Annotated in this window: 24 protein-coding genes; 4 read left to right on the top strand and 20 right to left on the bottom strand. The window is 72.0% G+C overall.

Annotated elements, in window-relative coordinates; translation table 11 throughout:
• Positions 1-74: 74 nt before the first annotated feature.
• From ABD298_RS13195 to dnaB, 3 genes are all read right to left on the bottom strand, one after another.
• The gene (locus tag ABD298_RS13195) at positions 75-1,874 is read right to left on the bottom strand and encodes a flavin-containing monooxygenase (RefSeq protein WP_344300166.1); all 1,800 of its coding nucleotides are present in this window, start codon (positions 1,872-1,874) and stop codon (positions 75-77) included.
• A gap of 148 nt (positions 1,875-2,022) precedes the next feature.
• Positions 2,023-3,189, bottom strand: a complete 1,167-nt coding sequence (locus ABD298_RS13190) for a helix-turn-helix domain-containing protein (protein WP_344300210.1) — start codon at positions 3,187-3,189, stop codon at positions 2,023-2,025.
• Positions 3,190-3,273: 84 nt separating this feature from the next.
• The gene (gene dnaB, locus ABD298_RS13185; protein ID WP_344300165.1) at positions 3,274-4,662 is read right to left on the bottom strand and encodes a replicative DNA helicase; all 1,389 of its coding nucleotides are present in this window, start codon (positions 4,660-4,662) and stop codon (positions 3,274-3,276) included.
• Positions 4,663-5,134: 472 nt separating this feature from the next.
• Here dnaB and ABD298_RS13180 point away from each other — a divergent pair, with 472 nt between their 5' ends.
• Positions 5,135-5,896, top strand: coding sequence for a hypothetical protein (locus tag ABD298_RS13180; protein ID WP_344300164.1), 762 nt, complete (start codon positions 5,135-5,137; stop codon positions 5,894-5,896).
• Positions 5,897-5,952: 56 nt separating this feature from the next.
• On the opposite strand, the gene ABD298_RS13175 is transcribed toward ABD298_RS13180, so the two are convergent.
• From ABD298_RS13175 to rpsF, 6 genes are all read right to left on the bottom strand, one after another.
• Complete coding sequence (locus ABD298_RS13175) at positions 5,953-7,128, bottom strand: dipeptidase (RefSeq protein ID WP_344300163.1); 1,176 nt, start codon at positions 7,126-7,128, stop codon at positions 5,953-5,955.
• A gap of 107 nt (positions 7,129-7,235) precedes the next feature.
• The gene (locus ABD298_RS13170; RefSeq protein WP_344300162.1) at positions 7,236-7,901 is read right to left on the bottom strand and encodes an FMN reductase; all 666 of its coding nucleotides are present in this window, start codon (positions 7,899-7,901) and stop codon (positions 7,236-7,238) included.
• A 204-nt stretch (positions 7,902-8,105) separates the two neighbouring features.
• A complete protein-coding gene (gene rplI / locus ABD298_RS13165) occupies positions 8,106-8,558 on the bottom strand; it encodes a 50S ribosomal protein L9 (RefSeq protein ID WP_208710975.1) in 453 nt (150 codons plus the stop codon).
• A gap of 18 nt (positions 8,559-8,576) precedes the next feature.
• Entirely contained in the window at positions 8,577-8,816 is a 240-nt protein-coding gene (gene rpsR / locus ABD298_RS13160; protein ID WP_026820365.1) for a 30S ribosomal protein S18, read from the bottom strand.
• Positions 8,817-8,891: 75 nt separating this feature from the next.
• Positions 8,892-9,512, bottom strand: a complete 621-nt coding sequence (locus ABD298_RS13155) for a single-stranded DNA-binding protein (RefSeq protein ID WP_208710976.1) — start codon at positions 9,510-9,512, stop codon at positions 8,892-8,894.
• 70 nt (positions 9,513-9,582) lie between these two features.
• Positions 9,583-9,888 (bottom strand): 30S ribosomal protein S6, encoded by a 306-nt coding sequence (gene rpsF / locus ABD298_RS13150; RefSeq protein ID WP_208710977.1) that lies wholly within the window; start codon positions 9,886-9,888, stop codon positions 9,583-9,585.
• Positions 9,889-10,542: 654 nt separating this feature from the next.
• Here rpsF and ABD298_RS13145 point away from each other — a divergent pair.
• Positions 10,543-10,734, top strand: a complete 192-nt coding sequence (locus tag ABD298_RS13145; protein ID WP_344300161.1) for a hypothetical protein — start codon at positions 10,543-10,545, stop codon at positions 10,732-10,734.
• A gap of 62 nt (positions 10,735-10,796) precedes the next feature.
• The gene (locus ABD298_RS13140) at positions 10,797-11,471 is read left to right on the top strand and encodes a DUF1345 domain-containing protein (protein WP_344300160.1); all 675 of its coding nucleotides are present in this window, start codon (positions 10,797-10,799) and stop codon (positions 11,469-11,471) included.
• Between the two features lie 17 nt (positions 11,472-11,488).
• Here ABD298_RS13140 and ABD298_RS13135 read toward each other — a convergent pair whose 3' ends face one another.
• From ABD298_RS13135 to ABD298_RS13100, 8 genes are all read right to left on the bottom strand, one after another.
• Positions 11,489-12,787: a M18 family aminopeptidase gene (locus ABD298_RS13135; protein WP_344300159.1), complete on the bottom strand. Its 1,299-nt coding sequence runs from the start codon at positions 12,785-12,787 to the stop codon at positions 11,489-11,491.
• A 38-nt stretch (positions 12,788-12,825) separates the two neighbouring features.
• Complete coding sequence (locus ABD298_RS13130; RefSeq protein ID WP_344300158.1) at positions 12,826-13,560, bottom strand: glutamine amidotransferase; 735 nt, start codon at positions 13,558-13,560, stop codon at positions 12,826-12,828.
• Positions 13,561-13,610: 50 nt separating this feature from the next.
• Positions 13,611-14,324 carry a response regulator gene (locus tag ABD298_RS13125; RefSeq protein ID WP_344300156.1) on the bottom strand — a complete coding sequence of 238 codons (714 nt, stop codon included), beginning with the start codon at positions 14,322-14,324 and terminating at the stop codon, positions 13,611-13,613.
• Positions 14,321-15,541, bottom strand: a complete 1,221-nt coding sequence (locus ABD298_RS13120; RefSeq protein ID WP_344300155.1) for a sensor histidine kinase — start codon at positions 15,539-15,541, stop codon at positions 14,321-14,323. Before ABD298_RS13120 ends, ABD298_RS13125 begins: the two co-directional genes overlap by 4 nt.
• Before the next feature lie 29 nt (positions 15,542-15,570).
• On the bottom strand, positions 15,571-16,431 hold the full coding sequence (locus ABD298_RS13115; protein WP_344300154.1) for an ABC transporter permease: 861 nt from the start codon (positions 16,429-16,431) through the stop codon (positions 15,571-15,573).
• Complete coding sequence (locus ABD298_RS13110) at positions 16,428-17,420, bottom strand: ABC transporter ATP-binding protein (protein WP_344300153.1); 993 nt, start codon at positions 17,418-17,420, stop codon at positions 16,428-16,430. The genes ABD298_RS13115 and ABD298_RS13110 overlap by 4 nt, the downstream gene beginning before the upstream one ends.
• A gap of 120 nt (positions 17,421-17,540) precedes the next feature.
• Entirely contained in the window at positions 17,541-19,094 is a 1,554-nt protein-coding gene (locus tag ABD298_RS13105; RefSeq protein ID WP_344300152.1) for a bifunctional phosphatase PAP2/diacylglycerol kinase family protein, read from the bottom strand.
• 10 nt (positions 19,095-19,104) lie between these two features.
• Positions 19,105-20,340, bottom strand: a complete 1,236-nt coding sequence (locus ABD298_RS13100) for an MFS transporter (protein WP_344300151.1) — start codon at positions 20,338-20,340, stop codon at positions 19,105-19,107.
• A 156-nt stretch (positions 20,341-20,496) separates the two neighbouring features.
• On the opposite strand from ABD298_RS13100, the gene ABD298_RS13095 reads away from it, so the two are divergent.
• Entirely contained in the window at positions 20,497-20,730 is a 234-nt protein-coding gene (locus ABD298_RS13095; protein WP_344300150.1) for a DUF3072 domain-containing protein, read from the top strand.
• 417 nt (positions 20,731-21,147) lie between these two features.
• On the opposite strand, the gene ABD298_RS13090 is transcribed toward ABD298_RS13095, so the two are convergent.
• The 3 genes from ABD298_RS13090 to hrpB form a co-directional block, all read right to left on the bottom strand.
• Positions 21,148-23,130 (bottom strand): penicillin-binding transpeptidase domain-containing protein, encoded by a 1,983-nt coding sequence (locus tag ABD298_RS13090; RefSeq protein WP_344300149.1) that lies wholly within the window; start codon positions 23,128-23,130, stop codon positions 21,148-21,150.
• 115 nt (positions 23,131-23,245) lie between these two features.
• On the bottom strand, positions 23,246-23,773 hold the full coding sequence (locus ABD298_RS13085) for a GNAT family N-acetyltransferase (protein WP_344300148.1): 528 nt from the start codon (positions 23,771-23,773) through the stop codon (positions 23,246-23,248).
• Positions 23,774-23,808: 35 nt separating this feature from the next.
• The gene (hrpB, locus tag ABD298_RS13080; RefSeq protein ID WP_344300147.1) at positions 23,809-26,493 is read right to left on the bottom strand and encodes an ATP-dependent helicase HrpB; all 2,685 of its coding nucleotides are present in this window, start codon (positions 26,491-26,493) and stop codon (positions 23,809-23,811) included.
• Positions 26,494-26,499 lie beyond the last annotated feature (6 nt).

Below are 26,499 nucleotides of genomic sequence, written 5' to 3'. Positions count from 1 at the left end.
CTCGAATCCCGTCACGCCCTCGCCCGTAGTAGCGCGTCGCCTTCATGGCGCTCCTCCCGACGTGGTGTGCGGGTTCAGTGGGTGTGATGGGTCTCGGCCAGCGCGTACACCGGGGTTTCCAGCCCCTCGAACCGGGCCTTGAGCTGGAGGGCCAGGTACTTCGAGTAGTGCCGCGACTGGTGCAGGTTGCCCCCGTGGAACCAGAGGTTCTCCTGCTGGGTGGGCTTCCACATGTTGCGCAGCTCGCCCTGCCAAGGCCCCGGGTCCTTGGTGGTGTCGGAGCCCAGGCCCCAGCACTTGCCAACCTTGTCCGCGACCTCCTGCGAGATGAGCTTGGCCGCCCAGCCGTTCATCGAGCCGTACCCCGTGGCGTAGACGACCGCGTCCGCCTCGAGGCGAGTGCCGTCGTCGAGCACCACCGCGTCCTCCTCGAGGTGTGAGACCTGGCCGTTCGCGAGCCGGATCGCGCCCTTGGCGATGAGCTCGGACGCGCCGATGTCGATGTAGTAGCCCGAGCCGCGACGGAGGTACTTGAGGAAGAGGCCCGATCCGTCGTCGCCGAAATCGAGCTGGAAGCCGGCCTGCTCGAGCCCGGCGTAGAACTCCCTGTCCCGCTCACGGATCTCGTCGAATGCGGGCCGCTGGAAATCCGGGAGGACCTTGTACGGAATGGAGGCGAAGATGAGGTCTGCCGTCTCGTGGTCGACCCCGTTTGCGAGGGCCTCCTCCGAGTACAGCGGGCCCAAGACCACCTCCATGAGCGAGTCCGAGCGAACGATGTGCGTGCTCGACCGCTGGAGCATGGTCGGCTCAGCACCGTTCTGCCACAGGTCGGCGCAGATGTCGTGGGCCGAGTTGTTCGACCCCACGACGACGACCTTCTTGCCGGCGTACTTCGCGCCGCCCGGGTGCTGGGAGGAGTGGTGCTGGTCGCCGCGGAAGACCTCTTGGCCAGGCAGCCTGGGGACGCTCGGGATGCCGGACATGCCGGTGGCCATGACGAGGTGGGTCGGGGTCAGGGTGAGCTCAAGGCCTTCGCGGACCACCCTGACGGTCCACTGCTGAGCGTCCTCGTCGAAGGACGCGCTCGTGGCCTCGGTGCTGGGCCAGTAGTCGAGCTCCATGATCTGGGTGTAGTGCTCGAGCCAGTCGCCCATCTTGTCCTTCGGCGTGAAGACCGGCCAGTGGTCCGGGAAGGGGAGGTACGGCATGTGGTCGTACCAGACCGGATCGTGGAGGCACAGCGAGTGGTAGCGCGAGCGCCACTGGTCGCCGGGCCGCGGGTGCTTGTCGATCACGAGGGCGGGGACCCCGAGCCGCTTGAACCGCGCCGCCAGGCCGATGCCTCCCTGGCCGCCGCCCACGACCAGCACGTAGGGCTGCTCGTCGATGCCGAAGGATTCTGCCCGCGCGCTCCGCCGGTCGAGCCAGTTCTCGGTGGAGACGTTGACGCCGTGCTCCGCCCCCCGCTCCCGCCGCCGGCCTGCAGGCTCGGGGAAGTCGTTGAGGCCCTGGGCGCTGGACAGGAACGTCCACGCCCTGCCGTCGCGCAGCCGGACGAGCCCCTTGCCGTGGAACGCCCTGTTGCGGAAGGTGTACCAGGCCTCCGTCACGCCGTCGGCATCGGCTGCGCCCGTGACCTCGAGGTCTCGCGGCCACGCCTCCGGCCCCACGGCAGTGAGCATCGCCGCGATCTCGTCACGCCCCTCCGCCGTGTGGATGTTCCACGTGAGGCTCGCGAGGTCCCGCCAATAGCTCTCGTCGCCGAACAGCGCGGCGGCAGCCGTGACGTCGCCCGCCGCGAACGCCGCCTCGAGGTCCGCGAACCACGCCCTCGCCCCCTCCAGCGCCGCTGATGTGCTTGCATCACTCATTGCACTTCTCCTTTGAACGCCCGAGCTGATGCGTATGACGGTATGGCGCGCGTCACACCGGCGGGAGCGTTGCAGAACGTTGCAGACGCCCGTCCACCGGACGTCGAGAAGTCACATCCGGGGGAGCCAGGCCGCTCGCGTCGAGGAGTCAGGGGCGCACGACGGCGGCCGGTACCGTCAGGCGGTACGGCCGGCTCTCGATGAGCCCGCCGAGGCGCTTGCGCAGTCGGGAAAGCTCCGCGCGGACCGTGACCTCGGTCTGGGCACTCTCGAGCCGTGCGAGCAGCTCGCGGGTCTCGAGCCCCTGTGGATGCGCGGCGAGGAGGGCCAGGAGCTCGAAGTGCCGGGCGCTGACAGGGATCTCCGTGATCTCCGCACCAGCGCGGAGCACGGCGGCGGGACGGGGCGCGGCCCGGAGCTCCAGCTCAGCCGAACCGCTGGCAGCACGCAGGACCCAGCCGCCGGCGAGCGGCTCCGCCTGGATCCGGCCCAGACCGGCGACCCACGTCAGTCCCGGCGCGAGTCCCGCCGGCAGTCCGATCCGTTCGCCCACGCCGAAGCCGTCCGATGAGGCGACCCAGCCGGCGTCGTCCACGACAACTGTCCTTTGAGAGGCTGCGGGCTGGGAGCGGGCGGCCTCGAGTGCGAGGCGGCGCAGCTCGCCGTCGTGCTTCCGGCCGAGGAGGTCCGTCGCTTCCCGGGCGGCGATTGTCACGAGCGAGAGCGTATGAGGGTGCGCGGTCCGGTAGGAGCCGCTGAGCGTCACGACGCCGAGCAGCGAACCTGTGCGGGGGTCGAAGAGCGGGGCACTCGTGCAGACCCACGGATGCTGGTCCTCTTCGCCGTGCTCCGGCCCGAAAATCTGGACGGGCCGGCGCTCCTCCATCGCTGTCCCGAGGGCGTTCACGCCGACGTCTCGCTCGCGCCACCGCGCGCCTTGGACGTAGCCGAGCTCCTCGCTCTTGCGCCGGACGGGACCGGGGCCGGCCACCCAGAGCACGTAGCCCTCGTCGTCGCTCACGACGAGCTCATTGCCGGCCTCGGCTGCCAGCGGCAGGAGCCTCTCCTGGAGCAGCGGCACGACGGCGGAGAGGTCCTCCGCGCGCTCGCGCCGCTCGGACACCTGCTGGTCCCCCAAGGGCCGGTGCTGGGGCGGGAGGCTCCCCTGGCGCTGCCACGCTCGCGCGATCACCGGTCGCAGGAGACCCGGGATCTCGCTGGTGGACTGCCAGGCGCGGTGGAGGCGCAGCAGCTCGCGGGCCTTGGCGGCCGGGTCGTCGAAGACCGTGAGGGCAGCCTCGAGGCGCGACTGCATCACGCGCACCTCCTCGGCCGGGATCCCTGCCCCAGGCGGGGCGGTCCCACCAGAGTGGCATGGATCACGGCCGTTTGGACAGGGCTAGAACCCGCCTCCCTCGCCGCCCGAGTCCGCGGCCATGTTGGCGAAGCGCGAGTAGTGGCCCTGGAACGCCACGACGATGTCCTTGGTCGGACCATTGCGGTGCTTCGCCACGAGGATGTCCGCCTCGCCGGCGCGGGGCGACTCCTTGTTGTAGACGTCCTCGCGGTGGAGAAGGATGACCATATCGGCATCCTGCTCGATGCTGCCCGACTCGCGGAGGTCCGACACCATGGGCCGCTTGTCCTGGCGCTGCTCGGACCCGCGGTTGAGCTGCGACAGGGCGATGACGGGCACCTGGAGCTCCTTGGCGAGCAGCTTGAGGGCACGCGAGAACTCAGAGACCTCCTGCTGGCGGCTCTCGACCTTCTTGCCGGAGCTCATGAGCTGGAGGTAGTCGAGGACCACGAGCTTGAGGTCGTGCTGCTGCTTGAGGCGGCGGCACTTCGCCCGGATCTCCATGAGGGACATGTTCGGCGAGTCGTCGATGAACAGCGGCGACTCGTTCAGCGGGCCGAGCACGGAGGCGATCTTCGACCACTGCTCGTCCCGCAGCGTGCCGCGCCGCAGGTCCTGGAGCTGGATGGATGCCTCGGCGCTCATGAGTCGCATGGCGATCTCATTGCGGCCCATCTCGAGGGAGAAGAAGACGGTGGCCATCCTGTGCTTGATGGCGGCGGAGCGCGCGAAGTCGAGCGCGAAGGTCGACTTGCCAACGGCCGGGCGCGCCGCGATGACGATCATCTGGCCCGGGTGGAGGCCGTGGGTGAGCTCGTCGAGCTCGTAGAAGCCGGTCGGAACCCCGGTGATGCCGCCGCCGCGGTGGCCCGCCGCCTCGATCTCGTCCATGGCCCCCTCCATGACCTGGGAGAGCGGGACGTAGTCCTCCGCCGTGCGGCGCTCGGCCACGGCGTACACCTCAGCCTGGGCCTGGTTCACGAGGTCCTCGACCTCACCGTCCTGCCCGTAGCCAAGCTGCACGATCTTGGTGCCTGCGCCCACGAGGCGGCGCAGGACTGCGCGCTCGGCCACGATCTCGGCGTAGTACCCGGCGTTGGCCGCCGTGGGGACGGACTGGATGAGCTCGTGCAGGTACGCCGGACCGCCTACGCGGTTGATCTCCCCGCGCTTGGTGAGCTCGTCGGAGACCGTGACGGCGTCCGCAGGCTCGCCGCGACCGTAGAGGTCGATGATCGCCTCGTAGATCGCCTCATGGGCGGGCCGGTAGAAGTCGACCCCGCGGACCACCTCGACGACGTCGGCTATGGCGTCCTTGGAGAGCATCATGCCGCCGAGCACGGACTGCTCGGCGACGATGTCCTGCGGTGGGGTGCGGGCCGCGTCGGAGTCCCTGAAGGATGGCGCTGAATCGACGTGGGAAGCGGACACCGGCAACACCTCGGGCACTAGCTATCGTCCCGGAGACGGCGCCCGCGCGACGCCTCTCCGGAGGAATGAGGAAACGCTAACGGGACCCTCCGACACTCGTGAAGCCCGCTGTCCACCCCCCTTGTGGACAACCTGTGGAACTCGCCGCTGTCGTTGTTCACAGAAGCTGTGGACAACTGTGGATATCTTCGCCGGATCTCGAATAACCCCGTTCTGACGTGCGGAAACGCGATGCACAGCATGTGGACCAAAGATTTTTTTCCACAGGGGCAATCCACAGCCCGCGAATTCGTCCCGGCGCCGACTGATGTGCTTTCGCTCATGTTGGCCGCCAAATGTGACATGAGCCACATATATTCATCCCGAGGCCCGTTATGCCATGCCCGCGGCGGAATATCGCCCGTTCCGCCTCGTCGGCCCCATCGTCAGCGACTACGCTGGAAGCACCCCTTCCGCCACCCGAGAAGCCCTGATGGAAAACCTGTTGCCCCCGCTCCTCATCCTCCTTGCCGTCGCGGCCGTCGTCGTCATCCTGATCCGTCTGGGCTCACGCAGAAGCCGGGCATCCCTCGACACGGCCATGGCCGGGGGCCCCGAGGCTGCGGCCGCCGCATCGGCCCGGCTCACCGAAGACCAGCACCAGGCGATCTACTCCCTCATCGCGAGAGGGCTCGCCGTCCAGGCCATCGCCGTCTACCGGCAGGCCACGGCCAGCAGCCTGGTCGAGGCGCGCAACGCCATCCTCCTCCTGGAGCGCTACCCGCAGCCCTTCCGCGGCAGGGCGGCCGGGGAAGCACCGCAGAACGCCGAGCAGGCCACGGAAGCCGCGGCGACGACGTCTGCGCCGGCATCGACGCCGGAGCCGCCGGCAGCGCCTGCAGCCGACCGCGAGACCCCGGCACCCGCGGCGCCCGAGCCCCCCGCCGACGTCGTGCCTTCCGCGGAGGCGACCGGCCGCGATCCCGAGGCCGAGGGCGAAGCCGAGACCAGGCCTGCCTCAGCGCGCCCCGCAGCCAACGAGCCGCGGCCGCAGCGCTTCCCGTACCGCTACAGGGCGATCGTGAGCGACGGGCGCCAGACCCTCGAGGTCGCGAGCAACATGCTCAACGACGAGATCTACGGGGAGATCAAGGCCCTCGCGCAGATCGGCGACGCCGAGGACGCGGCCCAGATGCTGCGCCGGCACTCCGACATCAGCATCGATGAGGCCCGCGCGTTCGTCGCGCTGCTCTGACCTGGGGCCGAAGCGCGCTGCCCTCTTCCGTCCGGGCGGCCGGACCCGGCACAGCCCTAGACCTCGGTCTCCTCGAGCACTCGGAGGGCGTTGCCCCAGCACAGGGCATCCACGTCCTCGCGCGACCAGCCGCGCTCCCCGAGCGCGTCCAGAAGCGGCAGATAGCCGGCCACGCCGTCCATGCCCACCGGGAGGTCGACCGTGCCGTCGAAGTCGCCCCCGAGCCCGATGTGCCGCGGACCGACGAGCTCGCGCGCGTGCTCGAGGTGGCGCACGACGTCGTCGACCGTCGCCTCGGGTGTGGGGTTGTGCTCGAGCCACTGAGAGAACGCGGCCGCGGCCTGCGGGTCCTCGGCAGGCGCGACGTCGTGGAAGCCCACCGGGAGGCCGAGTTCGAGGCGCTTGTCCCGCAGCGCGAGCGCGTGGGCGCGACAGGCCTCCGAGACGAACTTCGGCACGAACGTGACCATGAGGACACCGCCGTTGGAAGGCAGCCGCTCGAGCACGGCGTCGGGGGCGTTGCGCGGGTGGCTGCAGACCGCCCGGCAGGAGGAGTGGGAGAAGAGGACCGGCCTGCTCGTGGCGTCGAGGGCGTCCTCCATGGTGCGGGGAGACACGTGTGACAGGTCCACGATCATCCCCAGCCGGTTCATCTCGGAGACGACCTCGCGGCCGAACAGGCTGAGCCCCGTGTCCTCGCCGCGTCCCATCGCCTCCCCGGTCGCGGAGCAGGCCCAGGGGGTGTCGTCGTTGTGCGTCAGCGTCATGTAGCGGACACCGAGACGGGCGAGCATGCGCAGGACAGCGAGTGACCCCGCGATGCTGTGCCCTCCCTCGGCGCCCATGAGCGAGGCGATCCGTCCCCGCCCGGCGGCGCCGCGGACGTCCGCAGCGGTCGTGGCGAGCTCGAAGGTGTCGGGGTGCGCCTCGACGATGCGGCGGACGCAGTCGATCTGCTCGAGGGTCGCCACGACCGACGCTTCCGGGCTGAGCGTCGACGGGACGAAGACGGACCAGAACTGCGCGCCCACCCCGGCCGCGCGCAGCCGCGGGATGTCCGTGTGGAGGAGCGGCTGGCCGTCGGCGAGGCCAGCGGCCTGCACGTCGTAGCCGAAGTCCTGGCGCAGCGCCCACGGAAGGTCGTTGTGCCCGTCGAAGACCGGGGCGTGGGGCTCGGGGGCGTGGGGCTCGGGGGCGTGCTGGCGCTGGGCGGGACCGGGGGCAGGCTGCATCACGTCATCGTACGTCTGAGGGTCACCTTCTGGGGGTCACCCGACGGGACCCCCAGAAGGTGACCCCCAGAAGGCGACCCTCAGAAGGCGACCCTCAGAGAGGCTTTCTAGACCGCGCCGGTGAGGTCCGCGAGAAGCTCCTCGAAGGACTTGTCTTCGGGCCGCGTCGCGACCTTGGGGAGCCGTTGGGCGGCTGTAGGCGCGGCGTCCTCGCGGTCGGCGAGCTCCCGGACGAGCTCGACGGCGGCGCGCTCCACACGGGCGGACAGGCCCCCGTTGAGGGGGCGCACCCCCTCGCCCTGGCCCCAGTCGGTGGGCGCCGCGAACACGCCTGTAGCCACGATGCGGGCCCGGAGGTAGCTGAAGAGCGGGCGCATGGCGAAGTCGATCACGAGGCTGTGGCGGGCGGAGCCGCCGGTGGCACCGAGCAGGACCGGGATTCCCTCGAGCGCGCGCGGGTCGACGACGTCGAAGAATGACTTGAAGAGACCGCTGTAGCTCGAGCTGAAGACGGGCGTCACGGCGATGAGGGCGTCTGCACGCTCGACGGCGGCGATCGCCTCGGCGAGGTTGGGCGCGGCGTAGCCGGTCACGAAGTTGTTCGCGATGTCGACGGCGAGGTCGCGCAGCTCGAAGGTCGTGACGACGGGCGTGAGCCCGGCCTGGCGCGCCGCGTTCTCCGTGGCCGCGCTCAGCTGGTCGGCGAGCAGCCGGCTGGAGGACGGGACGCCGAGTCCCGCGGAGATGACGACGATGTTCGTGGGGGCTGCCATGGTGCCTCGTTTCGCTCGGCGGACCCGGATGCCGGATCCATGCGTTTGCATCTACCTGCTCAACCGCGAGAGGGCGGACGCTATTCCCGGACCTGTCCCCCGGACCGGGTCAGCTGGACCGAGACGCGCAAGGGCCCCCGTCGCACATGGCGGCGGGGGCCCTTGAGGTCCAACGTCCCGCAGTGCGGGAGCGTCGCGCGAGGACTACTTCCCGGCGACAACCTCGAGGTTGACGACAGCGGAGACCTCGTCGTGCAGGCGCACGGTGACCTCGTACTTGCCGGTGGTCTTGATGTGACCCGGCAGGAGCACGCGGCGCTTGTCGATGGCACCGAGGCCAGCAGCCTCGACGGCGCCGGCGACAGCCTCAGGACGGACGGTCCCGAACAGGCGACCCTCCTTGCCGGCCTTCACCTCAAGACGCACGGGCGTCTGGTTCAGGGCAGCGGCCTGGGCCTGCGCGGCCTCCAGCGACTTGTGCGCACGCGCCTCGCGGGCGGCGCGGATCTGCTCGACCTGCTTCTCGCCACCCTTGGTCCAGGTGAGCGCGAAGCCGCGCGGCAGCAGGTAGTTGCGCGCGTAGCCGTTCTTGACCTCGACGACGTCACCGGCGGTGCCGAGACCCGACACCTCGTGAGTCAGAATGAGCTTTGCCATGGTTTATTGCTTCCCTTCTCAGCCGCGGCCAGCGCCGGAGTAGGGGAGCAGGGCAACCTCGCGGGCGTTCTTGATCGCCTGGGCGATCTTGCGCTGCTCCTGCACGGACACGCCGGTCACGCGGCGCGCGCGGATCTTGCCGCGGTCCGAGATGAACTTGCGCAGCAGGGCGACATCCTTGTAGTCGATGACAGTGATGTCAGCGGCCTTCAAGGGGTTGGACTTTGGTTTCGGCTTGCGGATTTCAGCCTTGGCCATCGTGGAGCTCCTTCAGTCTCTGGAGCCCGTGGACTTCGCCACGGGATGGTTGGTGTTTGTTGATGGAAGGACGGATCAGAACGGGGGCTCGGAGTCGTTGCCGTTGCCCCAGCCGCCGCCGGAGTTGCTGACGCCCGGGGTCGCCCACGGGTCGTCCTGCTGCTGGCCGCCGCCGGAGCTGCCGCCCCAGCCGCCGGAGCCGCCGCCCTGGTTCTGCGAACCCTGGCCGCCGCCCCAGTTGCCGCCGGCGTTGCCGCCGCCGAACTGGCCGCCGCCGCCACCGAAGTTCCCGCCCTGGCCTCCGCCGAAGTTGCCGCCCTGGCCGCCGGAGCGCTGGGTTCGGTTGACCTTCGCGGAGGCGTAGCGCAGGCTCGGGCCGATCTCGTCGACCTCGAGCTCGATGACAGTGCGCTTCTCGCCTTCCTTGGTTTCGTACGAGCGGCTCTTCAGCCGGCCGCTCACGATCACGCGCATGCCCTTGGTGAGGGACTCTGCGACGTTCTCAGCGGCTTCGCGCCAGATCGACGCGCGGAGGAACAGGGTCTCCCCGTCCTTCCACTCGTTGGCCTGACGGTCGAACGTGCGCGGGGTGGAGGCCACGGTGAAGTTGGCGACGGCCGAGCCGGACGGTGTGAACCGCAGCTCCGGGTCGTTCGTCAGATTGCCGATCACCGTGATGGTGGTCTCGCCTGCCATGCTTCCTCCTGGTTCCGTGCCTGCGTACTAGAGATTCGTCGTACTGGTGGGTGAGGGAATCACGCCAAGACTACTTGGCGGAGACCTTCTGGTCCTCGGGGCGGATGATCTTCGTGCGGAGGATCGTCTCGTTGAGCGACAGCTGGCGGTCCAGCTCCTGGGCCGTGGCCGGCTCAGCGGTGAAGTTGACGACGGCGTAGATCGCCTCGTTCTTCTTCTTGATGTCGTACGCGAGGCGACGGCGGCCCCAGATGTCCACCTTGTCGACGGTTCCACCGTCGGTGGTGATCACCGAGAGGAACTTCTCCAGCGACGGCTGGACAGTGCGCTCGTCGACCTCGGGGTCGATGAGGACCATCAGTTCGTAAGGACGCATGTGTGAACCCACCTCCTTTGGGCTAAGCGGTTGCGGTCTCTCCGCAACAGGAGGTTCATGTGCGTGTGCCCGTGCCCCCGGCCGCGGACGGCCTGACACACAGACTGCACTATCTTACCGGACGCCCCACAGTCCCACGGACGCGCATGTGGACAACACAGTGGCAGGGGCTCCTGTGGAGGACGATCCACCCGTACCCGGCCCGGAGCCGGCCGTCCATCGAGGCGATGGTCCGGGTACCCAGGTCCGGGTGCGGACGGGGGTGCCGACCGGCCTGCGGTCAGGGGGACGAATGGCGGCACGCCCAGCCTTCAGGGTTCATCGGCTCGCGGCTGCGGCCGCCGGGGGGCTGCTGGCGGTCTGGGGACTCTCTTCCGCCGTCGCGGTCTCTCCGGCGTTGCCTGCCGGCGTGGCGTCAGGCGGTATGAGGGTGGACCAGCAGGAAGGCCGACGCCCGAGCCGAAGCGCAGCAACAGGCCGACGCCCAGCAGGCCCAGCCCGCGCCAGCGCCGCAGCCCGCCGCGGTCTTCATCCCCGTGGTCGGGGTCGGGGGCCAGGTCGCAGTGGACGCGTGCGCGGGCCCGGTCCGCTTCACCCCGGTTATGGTGTCGGTCAGCATCGCGGAGCACGACCTCTGCGGGGGGGTGGGACCGGATGGGCTGGATCCAGCCGGACACCGTCGTCTCCGTGCAGGGCTTCGGCACCTTCAGCGCGGTCCAGCGGATGGTCGTCCCGCAGGGGGCAAAGGAAGGCGTCCTGGGCGGATTCGCCGGCGGGTACCCGCCGATCTTCCTCCAGACCTGCATCCCGGGGACCTCGGAGATGCTGCTCATCGCGCTCCGGTAAGGGCCCGGGACACGGCACGCCCGTCCATGGACCGTCCAGCAAGAGGTGCGAAGATCGGGCGCATGAACACTGACTCCAGCCGCGAGCTGTCCCACCGCGCGCGGGTTGCCCGACTCCGGATGTGGTGGATGGCCGGCGTCGGGCTCGTGGTCCTCGTGGCTACGGGCCTGCTGACGTCCTGGTGGTACGCCCCGGCGGCCGGCTGGGGCGCGGCGGCCATGCTGTACAACGTGTGGATCTGGGTGCGCATCACGCCGATGGATCCGGAGCAGACACGTCACCACGCACGCCAGGAGGACCCGCGACGCAGCACCCGGGACTTCCTGATCCTGAGTGCCAACGTGGCGGCGATCATCGCCGTCGTGATCGTCATCGTCGCCGGGAACCAGGCCAACGGTGCCGCCAAGGCCGCGTTCGCACTCCTCGCCCTCGTGGTCGTCGCCGCGTCCTGGCTGATGGTCCACACGCTCTTCACCCTCAGGTACACGGAGCTGTACTACGGCGCCTCCCCGGCTGGCGGGATCGACTTCAACCAGGACGACCCGCCCCAGTACACGGACATCGCGTACATGGCGTTCAGCCTCGGCATGACCTATCAGGTCTCGGACACGGCCATCAAGAGCCACGAGATCCGCGTCGAGGCGCTCAAGCACAGCATCCTCGCCTTCGTCTTCGCGACCCTCATCCTCGCGGCGACGATCAACCTCGTGATCGGGCTCGCCGGCCAGGGCTCCTGAACGCCGTTCCGCCCGCCTCAGCCGACGAAGAACCGCTCCGCCGCCTTGGACAGCCGCCACGGGTCCTGCACACCGGCCAGTTCGCGGGCCGAGTGCATCGACAGGAGCGGGATGCCGACGTCGACCGTGCGGATCCCGAGGCGCGTGGCCGTGATCGGGCCGATCGTCGAGCCGCACGGCACGTCGTTGTTCGAGACGAACTCCTGGTACGGCACTTCCGCCTCACCACACAGCCGCGCCCACAGCGCCGCCCCCGGCCCGTCGGTCGCATAGCGCTGATTCGCGTTGATCTTCAGCAGCGGGCCGCCGTTGAGGAGCGGGTGGTTGGCCGGGTCGTGCCGCTCGGAATAGTTGGGGTGGACAGCGTGGCCGGCGTCCGCGGAGAGGTGCCAGGACGCGGCGAACGCACGACGGCGCTCGGTCGCCGACGCGCCGAGGCCGTCGCCGATGCGCCCCAGGACGTCCTCGAGGAAGGGCCCTGCGGCACCGGAGCGGGACGCTGAGCCGACCTCCTCGTGGTCGAACGCGGCGAGGACGGCGATGGGTTTCGACTCCGCTGCGCTGCGCTCAACCACCGGGTTCGCGTGCTGGTCGAGGAGGGCCGCGAGGCCGGCATGGACGGACGAGAGGTTGTCCAGGCGGCCGGACGCGAAGAAGCCGCCGTCGGCCCCGAACACCGCGGGCTCCTGCGTGTCCGCGAGGACGATGTCGTACCCGCCCACCTCGGCCGGGTCCACGCCCGCCTGCTCGGCCAGCAGCGCGAGCAGGTCCGTCGTGCTGGGGTCCCCCAGCCCCCAGACGGGGTTCATGTGCTGCTGCTTGCCGAGCTTCAGCCCGTCGTTGACGGCCCGGTCGAGGTGGATCGCGAGCTGGGGGAAGCGCGCGAGGGGACCGGTCGCGACAAGGTGCTGCGCGCCGTCGTGCGTCACGAGGCGGCCGGCGAGGCGCAGCTCGCGGTCCAGCCACGAGTTCAGGAGCGGACCGCCGTACACCTCGACGCCGGCCTGCAGCCAGCCGAGGCGGCCGGTGGTCGGCTTGGGCTTGAGCTTGAAGGTGGGCGAGTCGGTGTGGGCGCCCAGGATGCGGAAGGGCGTGGTGGGCCGGGCGCCGTCGGGCACGGTCCAGGCGATGAGCGCGCCGTCGCGGACCACGGCGTAGGCGCCGGGGGCGCTCGGCCATTCCTCGGTCTCGGACAGGAGCTCGAACCCCGCCTCCGCGAGCCGCCGCGCGCCCTCCGCGGCGGCGTGGAAGCTCGACGGCGAGGCCATCACGAAGCGTCCGAGGTCCTGGGCGTGGCGGTGCGCGGCGGTAGGCATGGCCCGAGTCTAGCCAGCGGCCAGCGGCTGGCCTCCCCTCACGGCCGCGCGTACCGCTGCACGAAGTTGCGCAGGATCTTCTGCGGCTCGCTCACGTGCGCTCCTCTGGCCCGCTCCTTGACGGCCTCCGCCTCCTCGGGCGGGAAGTACCCCGAATGCCGGTAGGCGTCGATGCGGCGTTCGAGGCCGGCGAGGTCGAGTTCGGGGTGGAACTGGGTCGCGTAGAGGTTCCGGCGGAAGCGGAACATCTGCACCGGGCATGTGTCCGACCCGGCGAGCAGCGCGGCGTCGGGCGGCAGGCTCCGGACGGCCTCCTTGTGCCCCACGTAGGCGTCGAACGCGGTGTCCACGCCGGCGCAGAGCGGATCGGCGAGCCCGACGGCGGACAGCCTCACCTTCACGGGTCCCACCGGTTCCCCGAAGCGGCGGTCGACGACGGCGCCGCGGTGCGTGCCGAGGAGCCCGACGCCGTAGCACGCGCCGAAGAAGGGGAAGTCCTCGGCCACGATCTGGTCCAGGAGCACCCGGATGTCCGCCTCGACGCGCTTCTGCAGCGGCGACTTCTCCCAGCCTGGATCGGATGCGGTGAACGGACTCCCGCCGAGGATCACGCCCGAGTAGTCCTCGAGGCGGATCTCCGGCAGCGGCGCGGCCTCCGCGCGGACGCGGTGGAGCTGCTCCGCGGCGAGGCCGCCGTAGGCGCAGAAGGCACGGTACTCGTCGTCGGCGACCTCGTCGTGGTCCCGGGAGCCGATCAGGAGGAAGGGCCTCATGGGGCCATTGTCGTCCCCTCGTGGGGCGCGGTCACGTCCCGGCCCGCCGGTCAGTAGTCCGGGTTGCTGGGAACGATGAGCCCGGTCTCGTAGCCGTAGACGACCGCCTGCACGCGGTCCCGCAGGTGCAGCTTGGTGAGGATGCGCCGCACGTGGCTCTTCACGGTGGCCTCGGAGAGGAAGAAGCGGTGTGCGATTTCAGCGTTGCTCAGGCCCTCGCAGATGGTGCGGAGGACCTCGAGCTCCCGAGGTGTGAGGTCCTTCAACAGCGGGTCCGGGGCGGGCTGGGCCGCCGGAGGGCCGGCACCCTGGCCGCGCACGAAGGTCTCGAGGAGCCGCTGGGTCACGCGCGGGCTCACGACGGCGTCACCGCTCGCCACGAGGCGCACGGCGGTCACGAGCTCGGCCGGGGCGACGTCCTTGAGCAGGAACGCCGACGCACCGGCCTGCAAGCCGGCGAAGGCGTACTCGTCGAAGTCGAACGTGGTGAGGATGATGACGCGGGCGGCGCTGTGGGCCGCGGCGATCTGCTTCGTGGCCTCGATCCCGTCCATGACCGGCATGCGCACGTCCATGAGCACGACGTCGGGCGCGAGCTCCGCGGTGAGCCGCACGGCCTCGGCGCCGTCGCCCGCCTCGCCGACCACCTCGATGCCGTCCTCGGACTCCAGGACGAGGCGGAAGCCCATCCGCAGCAGCGGCTGGTCGTCGACCAGCAGCAGCCTCAGTGTCCCATCGCCGGATCCGTCGTCTGCGCCCGTCATGCGTCCCCCTCGTTCCAGTGCAGCGTCGCCTCCACGACCCATCCTCCCCCGTCGCGCGGACCCGCGTGCAGCGTCCCGCCGTACAGCGCCGCGCGTTCCCGCATCCCCGCGATCCCGCCCCCCGTGCCGAGGCGGGCCGACCCGGCGTCCCGCGCGGCGCCGTCGTTCTCGACACGGATCCGCACGGTGCCCCCCTCCCGGGCCACCTCGACCCCGACCCGTCCGACGGCGCGGGCGTACCGCAGCGCGTTGGTCAGCGACTCCTGCACGATCCGGTACACCGCGAGCTGGAACGCCGGGTCAGCCGGCAGCGGCGCACCGGTGAGAGTCAGGGCGGCGGGGAGGCCTGCAGTGCGGAAGCCCGCGACGAGCGACTGGAGGCTCTCCGTCCCGGGTGAGGGCGTGCGGCTCACCTCCCCCGAGTCCTCGCGCAGGACCCCGAGGACCCGCCGCATGTCGGACAGGGCGGTGCGGCCGGTGCGCGACAGCTCCCCGAGGACGTCCTGCGCCCGGGCAGGATCCTTCCCCGTCACCTTCGCCGCGCCGTCGCTCAGGGCGATCATGACCGTCAGGGAGTGCGCCACGACGTCGTGCATCTCGCGGGCGATCCGGTTGCGTTCCTGGGCCGAGGCGAGCTCGGCGTGCCGCATGGCCCAGGCGCGCACCTCGGCCTGGTGCTCGCGCGTGCCGCGGACCCAGATGCCCAGTCCCGCGGCGAGCAGGTCCATGAGGAGCACGGACACGGCCGCGACCAGGCCCACGTACCGCGCGTTGTCCGGGATCTCCGGGCCGTGGGGGGTGTAGACGAACGCGTAGTACACGGACGCGGGGACCGAGGCGAGGACCGAGGCCCCGAACGCGACCGGAGCAGGGGCCACGACGGCCACGGCATAGAGCGCGAAGAAGATCGCCGCGCTCATCACCGAACTGTTCGGCGACTGGTAGAGCAGGGCCGCGTCGATCGCGACGATGACGACGAGGACGGCCCACGGGGAGCGGCGCCGCCCGGCGAGGGCAATCTGCTGGATCCCCAGGAGGGCGAACAGCCACCAGCGCCCGTGCACGGCGAGCTCGACGAGCAGCGGCACGGCAAGGAACACCGCGGCACCCACGACAATCCAGTCCATTGTCAGCGGGTGGTCGGCGAGATACGCGCGGACGCGGCCCCGCCGTGGCGGGACCGCGAACGCCGTGGACGGCGCGGGCGGCGCGTGCACTTCCTCTCCTGGCTTGTCCGGGCTCGTTCCTAGACGTCCCGCTGCCGGAGCGTCGCGAACGCCGCCACGAGCAGCGCCACGACATAGGCGGCAAGGACCAGGGTGCCCTGCCACGGCTCGAGGTACGCAGTGTTGAGCGGGGCCGTCGAGCCTGCCTCCATCATGGCGTTTGCGGCGTTCGTCGGGAGGTACTTGCGCGCCTCCTTGAAGAAGTCGCCGGGGATGAGCTGGAAGATGATCGGGAGGACGAACAGCGCCGCGACGAGGAGCACGATCGCGCCCGCCGAATTCCGCAGGAGCGCGCCTAGGCCGAGGCCCATGAGGGCGACCGCGGCGACATACGCGGCGCTCAGGAGCATGTGCCGCTGGATGTCCCAGCTGGCCATGTCGAGGTGCAGGTCGTAGTTGCCGAGGATGGGCTGGGCGACGAGCCCGCCGACGTACGCGCCGACGTACGTGACGACGAATCCGAGGACGACCGCGTAGGCGGCCTTCGCGCTGAGCACTGGCCAGCGCTTGGGAACCGCGGCGAAGGTGGCGCGCGACAAGCCCGACGTGAACTCAGCGCTGATCATCAGCACGGCCAGGGAGCCGATGATGAGCTGGGAGAAGGACACGCCCGCGGACGGCAGCTGCGGCACGATCGAGGCGACGTCGATCGCCTCGCGCGGCCCCGTCGCACCGCTGCGCTGCGCGGTGAGGGCCTGCCCGACGCCCCACGCCTGGAGGGCGGAGAACCCGACCATGAGTGCGACGGCGCAGAGCAGGAGGATCCTCGTGGACAGGAGCGAGAAGAGCTTGATGCGCTCCGAGGCCAGGACACGGAAGAAGTTCGGGCCGGTGAGCGCCGGCGCGCCGGCGCTGCGGGCGGGGTGGACTGCGGTGCTCATCGGTTCGCCTCCTGGTTCTGGACGCCCTGCACAGCCGCGGGCGCGGCGGCCCGCTCTGGCGAGGGGCCGGCGTCGTGCGCGTGGCTGGTCTCGGAGCGGTACTCGACATCGTCCTTGGTCAGCTCGAGGTAGGCCTCCTCGAGGCTTGCGGTCAGAGGGGTCAGCTCGTAGACGAGGACGCCCGCGCCGAGTGCTGTCTGGGCGATCTCGCGCGGCTCGAGCCCGGAGACCTCGAGGAGTTCGCGCTCCTGGGCCCGGATGCTCACGCCCTCGCGGGCCAGGAGCGCGGCCAGCTGCTCGGGGCGGTCCGTGCGGACGCGCGTGCGAATCTCCCCCCGGCCGTCGAGGATGTCCTGGATCGGCGCGTCCGCGATGATCCTGCCGCGGCCGATCACGATGAGGTGGTCCGCGGTCTGGGACATCTCGCTCATGAGGTGGCTCGAGAGGAACACCGTGCGGCCCTCGGAGGCGAGGTACTTCACGAGGTTGCGCACCCACAGGACGCCCTCGGGGTCGAGGCCGTTCACCGGCTCGTCGAGGATCACGACCTGGGGGTCGCCCAGGAGCGCCGCGGCGATGCCGAGCCGCTGCCCCATGCCGAGGGAGAACCCCTTGACCTTCTTCCGGGCGACGGCGCCGAGCCCGGTCATGTCGATGACCTCGTCGACGCGCGAAGTGGGGATGGCGTGGGTGGCGGCGAGGGCCCTCAGGTGGCTGTAGGCGCTCCGGCCGGGGTGCACCGCGCGGGCCTCGAGGAGCGCTCCGATCTCGCGCAGCGGCGCCCGGTGCTTCGCGTACGGCTCGCCGTTGACGGTCACGGTGCCGCGGGTCGGGGCGTCGAGGCCCATGATCATGCGCATCGTGGTGGACTTGCCGGCGCCGTTGGGGCCGAGGAAGCCGGTCACGCGACCGGGGTGGACGGTGAAGGTGACGCCGTCGACGGCGGTCTTCGCGCCGTAGACCTTGGCCAGGTCTCGGGCCTGGATCATGACACTCCCCTTGGGTTCGCTGTGGACCGACACCTCCACGCTATGCCGCTCGGGGGGCCGCCGCGACGCCCGGGAGGATGAACCTCTGCACCCGTGGGGCATCCGTATCCTCCGGAAGGACTAGTCCGCCTGATCGGGTTCGGCCCCCCGCGGTGAGTAGACGGTCAGTGCGCCCGGCTCGACCGTGATGGTGGCGCGGCGGACGCCGGGGATGACCTCGCCGTCGACCGCCAGGATGAGCGCGCCCTTGCGCGCGGCGACGTCGAGCGTCCCTGCTTCCCACATGTGGGTCACGGGGCTCTTCTCAGTGGTGCCCGTCGCGACCGCGCCGAGGACCCTCAGGCGGGCGAAGCGCGGACCGGCGCCGATCGCGCGGAGGTCGAGGACGCCGTCGTCCACGATGGGGCGCTCGAGCGGCGCGAGGTCGCGCGGCCAGTAGCGGCCTCGGCCGATGAAGAGGATCCAGAGCCTGTGCCGGCCGCCGTCGACCGCGAGCCGTGTGGGGGTCGAAGCCGAGAACGTGGCGAGTGCCGCCAGCGCTGCGGCCGCCCGCTTGCCCAGGGCCGGGAAGCGGCGGAGCAGGTGGTCACGGCGGCGCACGAGGTTCGGGTACACGCCGATGCTGCCGGTGTTGAGCATGACGGCGTGGCTCACGTCCGGCTTCTCGAGCGCTCCGCGCTCCACCCGCACCCGGCCGAGGTCGCAGCGGATGGCATGGCCCGCCCCGACAGCCTCGGCGACCTCGTCGGGCTCAAGCGCGCCGACGTCCCGCGCGAAGTGGTTGAAGGTGCCGCCGGGCAGGACCACGAGGGGGAGGCGGGTCTCCGCGCAGACCCCGGCGATGGCCCCGACGGTGCCGTCGCCGCCCCACACCCCGAGGGCCTGCACCCCCGGACGCGCCGCCAGAGCGCGGGCGGCATCGAGCGCATCCTCGTCCTCCCGCAGCTCGTGGACCTCGGCGCGGGGAAAAAGGGTCGCCAGGCTCGAGCGGACGCTCTCCTCCGTGCTGCCGCTGAGCGGGTTCACCACGATCACGAGGCCCTCACCGCCCTCGAGGGCGGGTGCGGGGGCCGGCGTCGAGCGCGGCTCCGGTGCGGCCTCCTGGCGGGGCCACCACGTCCGGGTCGCGAGGGCGGCCCCAGCGCCGAGCGCCGAGCCGAGGACGACGTCGCTCGGCCAGTGGGCGCCCGTGTGCACGCGCGAGTATGCGACGCCGGCCGCGAGTGGGGCGAGCGCGGCGCCGAGGGCCGGGCTCACCATCCCGACGCCGGCGGCGAACGCGACGGCCGACGCCGAGTGGCCGCTCGGGAGGGAGGAGCTGGTCGGCTGCGGGTGGAGGAACCGGTAGGCCGGGAGGCTCTCCGGGTGGGGGCGCGTGCGCGGCAGGAGACGCTTCGCGATGAGGTTCACGCCCGCGGAGGCGACTGCGACCGCGAGCAGACCGTGGGCGGCAGCACGCCGCGGGGGCCCCTTCCTGGTCGAGAGGCCGGCCGCGATGGCAATCCACAGGACGGAGCGGGTGGCAGCGCGCGTGAGCCAGGAGAAGGCCCGGTCCCACGGGCCAGCGGGCAGCGCGCCAACTGCTCGGACGATCCTCCGGTCCACGCCCGCCAGGACATGGAACGGTATGCCGGGCGGCCGCAGCCGGCGGACGCTCAGGCGGGAGGGATTCATGGGGAGAACCCTACTGCGCGGTCTCCTCGGCCGTCACGGTCTCCTTGCGTGTCACGCCCGCGAGGAGGAGGGCGACCACGATGGGCACGAGGATCGCGAGGAGTGCGGGGCGCAGGCCCACGTGGTCTCCCAGGAGGCCAAGGAAGGGGGGCCCGGCGAGGAACGCGACGTACCCGACCGTCGAGACGACGGAGACGCGTGCGGCAGCCTTGCGCGGGTTGTCTGCCGCAGCGGACATGCCCATCGGGAAGGTCAGGGCGGCACCGATCCCCCACAGGACGGCCCCAACGGCCGCAACCCAATAGGTACCGGCAAGGGAATATGCCACAAGGCCCATGAAGGCGGAGACCATGCTGATGCGCAGCGCGTTCACGCGCCCGATCCTGTCGATCACCGGGCCCCCGAACCAGCGGGCGACCGTCATGGCGCCGACGAATGCCGCGAACAGCCCTGCGCCCGCGGCCTCGCTGGCCCCGAGGCCGTCCACCGCGCCCTTCGAGATCCAGTCGTTGCCCGCCCCCTCGGTCAGCGTCGCCCCGAGCACGACGACGCCAATCAGCAGGGTGCGCGCGTCCCGCCACGCCTCGAGCGCGCCCCCCTTGCCAGAGGCGGCCGCGTCCCGGGGCGCGCCGGCGCCGTCACCGGTGTGGTCGGCGTCGTGCGTGTGCGGCAGGAAGTGGCGCGGGGCGACGGCCATGACGAGCACGACAGCCAGGATGATCCCGAAGAGGTGCAGCGGCAGGTCCACGCCCGCCGCGCTGAGCCCGGCGCCGACGACGGCGCCGAGGAAGGCGCCGCCGCTGAAGGCGGCGTGGAACTGCGGCATGATGGTCCGGCCGAGGCGGTGCTCGACGTCGGCGCCCGCGAGGTTCTGGGCCACGTCCCAGAATCCGATCCCGGCCCCGAAGACTGCCAGGCCCGCGGCCACGGCGACGTGCGAGCGGATCAGGAGGCCGACGGCGATGACGGCGCCGCCGGCGATCGCGAGGCCGCCGCCGAGGCGGACCGTGCGCTTCAGGCCGATCCGGTCGGCGACCGTGCCCGTGAGCGGAAGGGCGATGAGGGAGCCGATCGCACCGACGAAGAGCAGGAGTCCCATCTCGCCTGTCGTGATCCCGAGGGTCGAGGTGACCGAGGGGATGCGCGCTGCCCAGGACGCGAAGATGAAGCCGTTGGTCGCGAAGACCGTGAAGGTCGCGAGGGCAGCCGCGCTGAGGGCTGCGGGACTGGCGGTGCGGGAGCTCATGCGGTGAGTGCCTCGATGCCGTGGTCGGTAGGAGATGCGGTCGCGTGGGTGTGCACCCGGGGTCGGTCACGAGGATATCCGCCCCCACGCCCGCGGCGGTGCGCCGCCGCGGGCACACCCGGTTTGGCCCACGGCCGGACTGGGCAGGGCCTGTCCATGGATCACAAGGAGACCCTCGGCAGCCCCGAGCCGGAGCCGCGCGGCGGTCTGGACAGGGACCCCGAAGACTGGGTGACCGGGGACGAGCCGATGACCGCCGCCCAACGCAGCTACCTCGACACCCTCGCACGCGAGGCGGGCGAGGAGCTTCCGGCCGACCTGAGCAAGGCCGAGGCATCGGAGCACATCGACAGGCTGCAGAAGAAGAGCGGCCGGCTCTCCGAAGGCTGAGATGCCCCTGCTACTGCCGGTGTCCCTCGCCGAGCTCGTGTGAAGGGTCCTACCCGCCCCAGACGTCACCAGCCAAGAGGCGCGCCGCCTCGGCACGGGCCTGATCCTCGCTCAACCCGGCCGACAGCAACCATGCGAGCAGTTCCCTGCTTCGTTCCGACGAGCGGAGGTCCGCTGACGGCCGCTGCGGGAGTGGCTCCTCCCGGAAGGCCAGGGCGGGAAAGCGTGGGCTCCGGCCCCGCCCGTCATTCCGGGGCCGCTTCGTTTCGGGATACATGGAATTCCGCCTGACTGACGAGGGGCCGGCCGGCGGGGAAGACCCAACAGGCCACGTGGGGCTCCATCAGCTTGGGAGCTGCCCCTACATCTATGATCGCCCCGTCCAGCCGGGTTTGACCCGCCGGGCGCCGGCCGAGTCTACCCGGCCTGCGTGAGGAACCGGTCGAGTAGCGGGCCGGAGATGGTCGCTCCCAGCCCTCCCTCCTCGACGAAGACCGCGACCGCGAGGTCGCCGTGGGTGCCGATGATCCAGGCATGGGTCTTCGGCGGCGTGTCGGTGCCGAACTCCGCCGTGCCGGTCTTGGCCCCGACCGGTCCGCCGGGCACATCCGCGAGGAAGCCGGCGTGCCCGCTCGTCACCACAGCGCGCATGAGGTCCTGGAGGACGGCCGCCTCCGCGGCGGTCACCGGGGGCCCGGCCGGAGCGGACGACGCCGCGGGGCTCGCCGGGGCACTCGACGACCCGGCCGGCGTCGTGCTCGCAGAGGCACTGCCAGAGGGCGTCGACCCGCCGACGACGAGCTGCGCCGAGACGGGAGCGCCCTTCACGACCGAGCCGGCCATGACCGCGGCGGCGAGCGGGGAGAACAGGATCCTGCCCTGCCCGATCATCGAGGCGGCGTGCTCGGTCCCGGCGGCATCCGCCGGCACGGACCCGAGGAAGGCGGCAGCGCCGAGCCTGGGGGCGTCCACGGCGACGCCGAGCGACGTCGCCGCGGACTCGAGCTGCGCCTGCGAGACCTTGTCCCGCTGCGCGATGAAGGCCGTATTGCACGAGTGCGCGTACGCGTCCCGCAGCGTCACGTCCCCGAGGGACGAGGCCGGGTAGCCGGGGGCATTGGAGAAGGTCCGGCCGTCCACGGTGAGCGTCGGAGTGCACTGCACGCGGGTCTCGGCGGCCGCGCCCTGCCGGATGAGGGCGAGCGAGTCAACTGTCTTGAAGATCGACCCGGGCGCGTACTGGCCGAGCATCGCCGTGTTGTACCCGTTGCTGCCGGGCCCGGAGGCCGCGGCGAGGACTGCGCCGTCGGAGGGCCGCAGTGCCACGATCGCCGCCGCCGGCCCGACCCCGGCCAGCGTGTCCTCGGCGAGCTGCTGGAGCCTGAGGTCCAGCGTGGTCGCGAGCGGTGTGCCCGACACGGGCGCGGACTCGAAGAGCGTGCGGCGCGCACCCGGCGTCGTGCGGAGCTTCTCGGGGGTGAGGTCGGCGGGCTGGGCGTAGACGGCGAGGCCGTCCTTCCCGCGCAGCTGCGAGTCGTACTGCGCCTGCAGGCCGGCGACTCCGGTAGTGTCGCCGGCCTGGAGCGCGCCGTTGGAGGCCTGGACCTGCTCGGCAGTGGCAGGGCCGACGGTGCCGAGGACCGGCCGGGCGAAGGTGCGCGTCGGAGCGAGCGGCATCGTGTCCTTGACGGTGATCGCCCCAGGAACGGCGGCGATCTCCAGGTCAGTGGGGGTGCGCCCGGCCTCGTCGCGGAGCACGATGGCCTCCACGAATGCCTTCTCCCCTGCGGCGGCGACCTGCTTCGCGTACTCCGCCGGATCCACCTTGAGGAGCGCGGCGAGCTTGGCCGCTGCGTCGGCCTGGCCCTCGGCGGGGACCTTCGCCTTGTCGATCCCCACCCGCAGGACTGGGCGGGCCGTGACGAGGGCAGTTCCCCCAGCGCCGAGGATGTCCGCGCGCGGTGCGGCGGTCGTCGCGAGCGTGAGGACCTCGGCCTCGCCGAGCTGGGGCGCGAGCAGGTCCGGCTTCCACTGCGTGAGCCACCGGTCCCCGTCCCGGGCGAGCTGCGCCGTCGTCTGGTAGGACCACTCCTGCCCGGCAAGCTTCCACGAGTAGTCGAGCACGACGTCGGCCTTGTCGCCGTCGAGCTTCGGATCGCCGGCGGTGACGGTCGGCTTGACCTCGCCGAGCCCCTTCACCGTCGACTCGACCTTCTCCTGGGCCGCCGCGGGCTCCGTCCCCTTCAGCGGCGCCTGCGAGACGTCGAGGGCGGAGAGCGCCGCCGCGAGCTCTCCCGCGGCCTGCTTGGCAGCGGTCTGGCGGCCGTCGTCGCACGAGGTGAGCACCGCGCCCGTGAGCGCGGCGGCGAGGACGAGAGCGGCCACACGGAAATTCCCCATGGCCACAGCCTAGGGTGCTCCGCTCGGCGGCTCCGTGTCACAGACTGCACAACTCGCGGCCGCATCGACGTGGTTCAACGGCGTCGCTGCGGCGAGTTGTGCAGTTTCCCACGCCTCACAGCCGCAGTTCGAGCAGCACCGTGTCCCTCCACGTGCCCGCGAGGCGACCGTGCGCCATGAGCGCGATCCGTTCGCGGCGGCCCACCTCACGGAAGCCGAACTTGCGGTGCAGGGCCAGGCTCGGCAGGTTCTCGGGGAACACGGTGGCCTGGACGGTCCAGATCCCCCGGTCCCGGGAGGCGTCGAGGAGCGCTCCCATGAGCAGGGTCCCCACGCCGCGGCCCCCCGCGGCCGGGTCAACGTAGAGCGAGTGCTCGGCGACGCCGCGGTACACCTCGCGCGCCGACACCCGGGCGGCGCCCGTCCAGCCGAGGACGTCCGCAGCGTGGCCGTCCGTGGAGCCTTCGGCGACGAGCACGAACTCCTTGGTCGCCGCGAAGGCGTCCCACGTGGCAGGCGGTGCCGACTCGAACGTGGCGTCGCCGGCCTCGATCCCCGCCGCGTAGATGTCGCGGATGCGGGGCCAGTCGTCGGCGGTGGCGGGCCGGGTGCGGGCCGGTTCCCGCATGGAGGGCGCGTCCATGGGCCGATCGTACGCTGACCCTGAACCCGCGCCCGCTACATGCGGCGCGTGGTCCTGGCCGTCGCCACGGCCGTCCACGGGTCCTCGGGCCATGGATGCTTGGGGTACCGCCCGCGCATTTCGGCCCGCACCTGCGCGTACGGCCCAGACCAGAACGATGCGAGGTCCCCGGTCACCGCGAGCGGCCGCCCGGCCGGGGAGAGCAGGTGGAACAGCACCGGCACGCGCCCGTCGACGAGCCGCGGTGTCTCGGCCCACCCGAAGCACTCCTGGAGCTTGACCGCGACGACCGGCAGGGGGCCAGAGCGGGCCGCTCCGTCGTCCGCCATCCCCGCATCGGCAGTCTCGGGGTACTCGATCCGCACGCGCGAACCGCTGGGAACCGCGAGCCGCTCAGGAACGAGCTCGTCGAGGCGCGCCGCCTCCGGCCAGGGCAGGAGCCGGCGCAGGGGCTCCGCGAGGTCGATCCGCCGCACGCTGGCCCCGCCGGCGAGGGCGTCGAGCTCGGGGGCGAGCCACTCTTCGAGCCGGGCCAGCAGGGCCGCCTCGGACACGTCGGGCCACGGGTCGCCGAGCTCGCGGCGCACGAGTGCGAGCCGCCGGCGCAGCGCGTCGGCGCCGCCTGACCAGCCGATCGCTCCGAGCCCCTGGGAGGCAAGCGCGCGGGCGACTGCCGCGTGCCCCTCCTCGCGCCCGGGCCGCACCGGCGTGGACGCGAGCTGGATCGCGCCGAGCCGCCGCTCGCGGCGTGCCACGACGCGGCCGTTCTCGAACCGCGCCTCGACCCTGTCGGTGAGCAGGTGCGCGGCGGCGAGCTCCGCGGCCTCCTTGGTGAGCGGGGCGGCGGCACGCACGACGGCGCCCGTCCCCGCGGCGTCCCGGCCCGCCGCCCGCGCTGCGTCGGCCACGGCGAGCCACTCGTGCCCCGCGAGGGGACTGCCGGCGGGAAGGCCTGCGCGCGTGCCCGAGGCGAGCAGGTACTGCTCGCGGTCACCCTGCACACGCCGGGCCACGAAACCCGGGAATGCCAGCGCGACGACCACGCCGGCCTTCTCGGCATCCGTCGCCGCCGCCACTGCCGGGCCGGCCTCGCCTCCGGGGGCAGCGTCACCGCCGGGGCCTGCGAAGCGCTCGAAGCGCCGCACCTCGTGCGCCCAGGCACGGGCCTGCGGGTCGGAGCCCGAGCGCAGCGCGGCGAGGAGCCGGCCGAGGTCGGACCCCGGCGGCCGGAGGCCGCGGGCCACCATCGCGATCGCCTCTGCCGCCATCCGGGCGCCCACGAGCGGAGACCCCTCGAGCAGTGCCCGGCCGAGACGCGGGTCGGCCGGGATGAGCGCCAGCGTGCGGCCGAAACCGGTCGCCTGGCCCGAATCGCCCACGGCACCGATGGCCGAGAGCACCGCCACGGCGTCGGCCAGTGCCGCGCCGGGGGGCACATCCGGGAGTGCGAGCCCCTGCCCCCCGGGCGCTCCCCAGCACGCGAGGACGAGGGCGGCCTCCGTCAGGTCCGCCGAGGCGATCTCCGGCGTCGAATGGGCCGGCGCAGCGGCGAAGGCCCGCTGGTCGTAGCAGCGCACCACCCGCCCTGGCCCTTGGCGCGCGGCACGTCCCGCCCGCTGCTCGGCCGACGCCCGCGAGCACGAGACGGTCACCAACCCCGACATCCCGCGGGATGCGTCGCGCCGGGGCTCCCGGGCCAGTCCCGAGTCGACGACGAGCCGCACCCCAGGAACCGTGAGCGAGGACTCGGCCAGTGCCGTCGAGACCACGATGCGGGGCCCGTCCCCCGGGCCTCGGCCCGATACCGCCCGGTCCTGCTCCACGGGAGCGGCCTGCCCGTGCAGCTCGAGGACATCGGTCCCCCGCACGCGCGACCGCAGCCGGTCCGCCACATGCCGCACCTCCCGGGCGCCGGGGACGAACACGAGGGCGTCGACGTCCCACCCCGCCGCGCGCGCCGCGGCGTGCTCGGCCCCCGCTGTGTCGGCGATGTGGTCGAGGAACGCGCGGGTCACCCCCCGCTCGTCCAGCCGCGGAGCGGTCGACGGCGCCCACCCCACCTCGAGCGGGTGCAGCGCCGAGGGGCAGTCGACGACGGGGGCCGGGCGGCCGGCGTCGTCCGCGAGGAGCGCCGCGAACCGGGGGGCGTCGACGGTCGCGGACATCGCCACGAGGGTGAGGTCGCCGCGCAGCTGCCGGACCTCGGCGAGCATCCCGACGAGGAGGTCGGTCTCGAGCCCGCGCTCGTGGACCTCGTCCAGAACCACGGCGGCCACGCCGTCGAGCCCGGGATCTGCCAGGAGCCGGCGCAGCAGGACCCCGGGGGTCACGAACTCGACCAGAGTCGAACCGCCGGCCTTTCGCTCGCCGCGCACGGTGTAGCCGGAGCGGTCCCCGGGGCGGCTTCCGTCCAGCGCCGCGAGCCGGTGGGCGGCCGCCCGGACGGCGACCCGGCGCGGCTGGGTGACGACGACGCGCGGCGGCGCCCCGCCGTCGTGCGCCGTGGGCGTCCAGGACCGGTCCGCGGCCCGCAGCGCGAGGTTCGCCACGACTGGCGGGACGAGCGTCGTCTTCCCGGTCCCCGGGGGTGCCTGGACCACGGCCGCCACGCCCGTGTCCCGTGTGAGTACCGCCTCGAGCTCCCCGAGCGAGCCCGCGAACGGCAGGCCGGCACCGATGTGCGCGAGGTCGAAGGGCTTCGGGGTCGCCGGGGAGGTCACCGCTCC

The sequence above is a fragment of the Sinomonas flava genome (assembly GCF_039531875.1).
Classification (GTDB): domain Bacteria; phylum Actinomycetota; class Actinomycetes; order Actinomycetales; family Micrococcaceae; genus Sinomonas; species Sinomonas flava.
The sequence above is the reverse complement of the archived record's forward strand: the minus strand, read 5'-3'. Positions and strand labels throughout refer to the sequence as shown.

What these genes read in the sequence shown, in the direction of transcription:
- ABD298_RS13195 (WP_344300166.1), bottom strand. Translation starts at nt 1,874, where the DNA reads ATGAGTGATGCAAGCACATCAGCGGCGCTGGAGGGGGCGAGGGCGTGG.
- ABD298_RS13190 (WP_344300210.1), bottom strand. Translation starts at nt 3,189, where the DNA reads ATGCAGTCGCGCCTCGAGGCTGCCCTCACGGTCTTCGACGACCCGGCC.
- ABD298_RS13180 (WP_344300164.1), top strand. Translation starts at nt 5,135, where the DNA reads ATGGAAAACCTGTTGCCCCCGCTCCTCATCCTCCTTGCCGTCGCGGCC.
- ABD298_RS13175 (WP_344300163.1), bottom strand. Translation starts at nt 7,128, where the DNA reads ATGCAGCCTGCCCCCGGTCCCGCCCAGCGCCAGCACGCCCCCGAGCCC.
- ABD298_RS13170 (WP_344300162.1), bottom strand. Translation starts at nt 7,901, where the DNA reads ATGGCAGCCCCCACGAACATCGTCGTCATCTCCGCGGGACTCGGCGTC.
- rplI (WP_208710975.1), bottom strand. Translation starts at nt 8,558, where the DNA reads ATGGCAAAGCTCATTCTGACTCACGAGGTGTCGGGTCTCGGCACCGCC.
- rpsR (WP_026820365.1), bottom strand. Translation starts at nt 8,816, where the DNA reads ATGGCCAAGGCTGAAATCCGCAAGCCGAAACCAAAGTCCAACCCCTTG.
- ABD298_RS13155 (WP_208710976.1), bottom strand. Translation starts at nt 9,512, where the DNA reads ATGGCAGGCGAGACCACCATCACGGTGATCGGCAATCTGACGAACGAC.
- rpsF (WP_208710977.1), bottom strand. Translation starts at nt 9,888, where the DNA reads ATGCGTCCTTACGAACTGATGGTCCTCATCGACCCCGAGGTCGACGAG.
- ABD298_RS13145 (WP_344300161.1), top strand. Translation starts at nt 10,543, where the DNA reads ATGGGCTGGATCCAGCCGGACACCGTCGTCTCCGTGCAGGGCTTCGGC.
- ABD298_RS13140 (WP_344300160.1), top strand. Translation starts at nt 10,797, where the DNA reads ATGAACACTGACTCCAGCCGCGAGCTGTCCCACCGCGCGCGGGTTGCC.
- ABD298_RS13135 (WP_344300159.1), bottom strand. Translation starts at nt 12,787, where the DNA reads ATGCCTACCGCCGCGCACCGCCACGCCCAGGACCTCGGACGCTTCGTG.
- ABD298_RS13130 (WP_344300158.1), bottom strand. Translation starts at nt 13,560, where the DNA reads ATGAGGCCCTTCCTCCTGATCGGCTCCCGGGACCACGACGAGGTCGCC.
- ABD298_RS13125 (WP_344300156.1), bottom strand. Translation starts at nt 14,324, where the DNA reads ATGACGGGCGCAGACGACGGATCCGGCGATGGGACACTGAGGCTGCTG.
- ABD298_RS13115 (WP_344300154.1), bottom strand. Translation starts at nt 16,431, where the DNA reads ATGAGCACCGCAGTCCACCCCGCCCGCAGCGCCGGCGCGCCGGCGCTC.
- ABD298_RS13110 (WP_344300153.1), bottom strand. Translation starts at nt 17,420, where the DNA reads ATGATCCAGGCCCGAGACCTGGCCAAGGTCTACGGCGCGAAGACCGCC.
- ABD298_RS13105 (WP_344300152.1), bottom strand. Translation starts at nt 19,094, where the DNA reads ATGAATCCCTCCCGCCTGAGCGTCCGCCGGCTGCGGCCGCCCGGCATA.
- ABD298_RS13100 (WP_344300151.1), bottom strand. Translation starts at nt 20,340, where the DNA reads ATGAGCTCCCGCACCGCCAGTCCCGCAGCCCTCAGCGCGGCTGCCCTC.
- ABD298_RS13095 (WP_344300150.1), top strand. Translation starts at nt 20,497, where the DNA reads ATGGATCACAAGGAGACCCTCGGCAGCCCCGAGCCGGAGCCGCGCGGC.
- ABD298_RS13090 (WP_344300149.1), bottom strand. Translation starts at nt 23,130, where the DNA reads ATGGGGAATTTCCGTGTGGCCGCTCTCGTCCTCGCCGCCGCGCTCACG.
- ABD298_RS13085 (WP_344300148.1), bottom strand. Translation starts at nt 23,773, where the DNA reads ATGGACGCGCCCTCCATGCGGGAACCGGCCCGCACCCGGCCCGCCACC.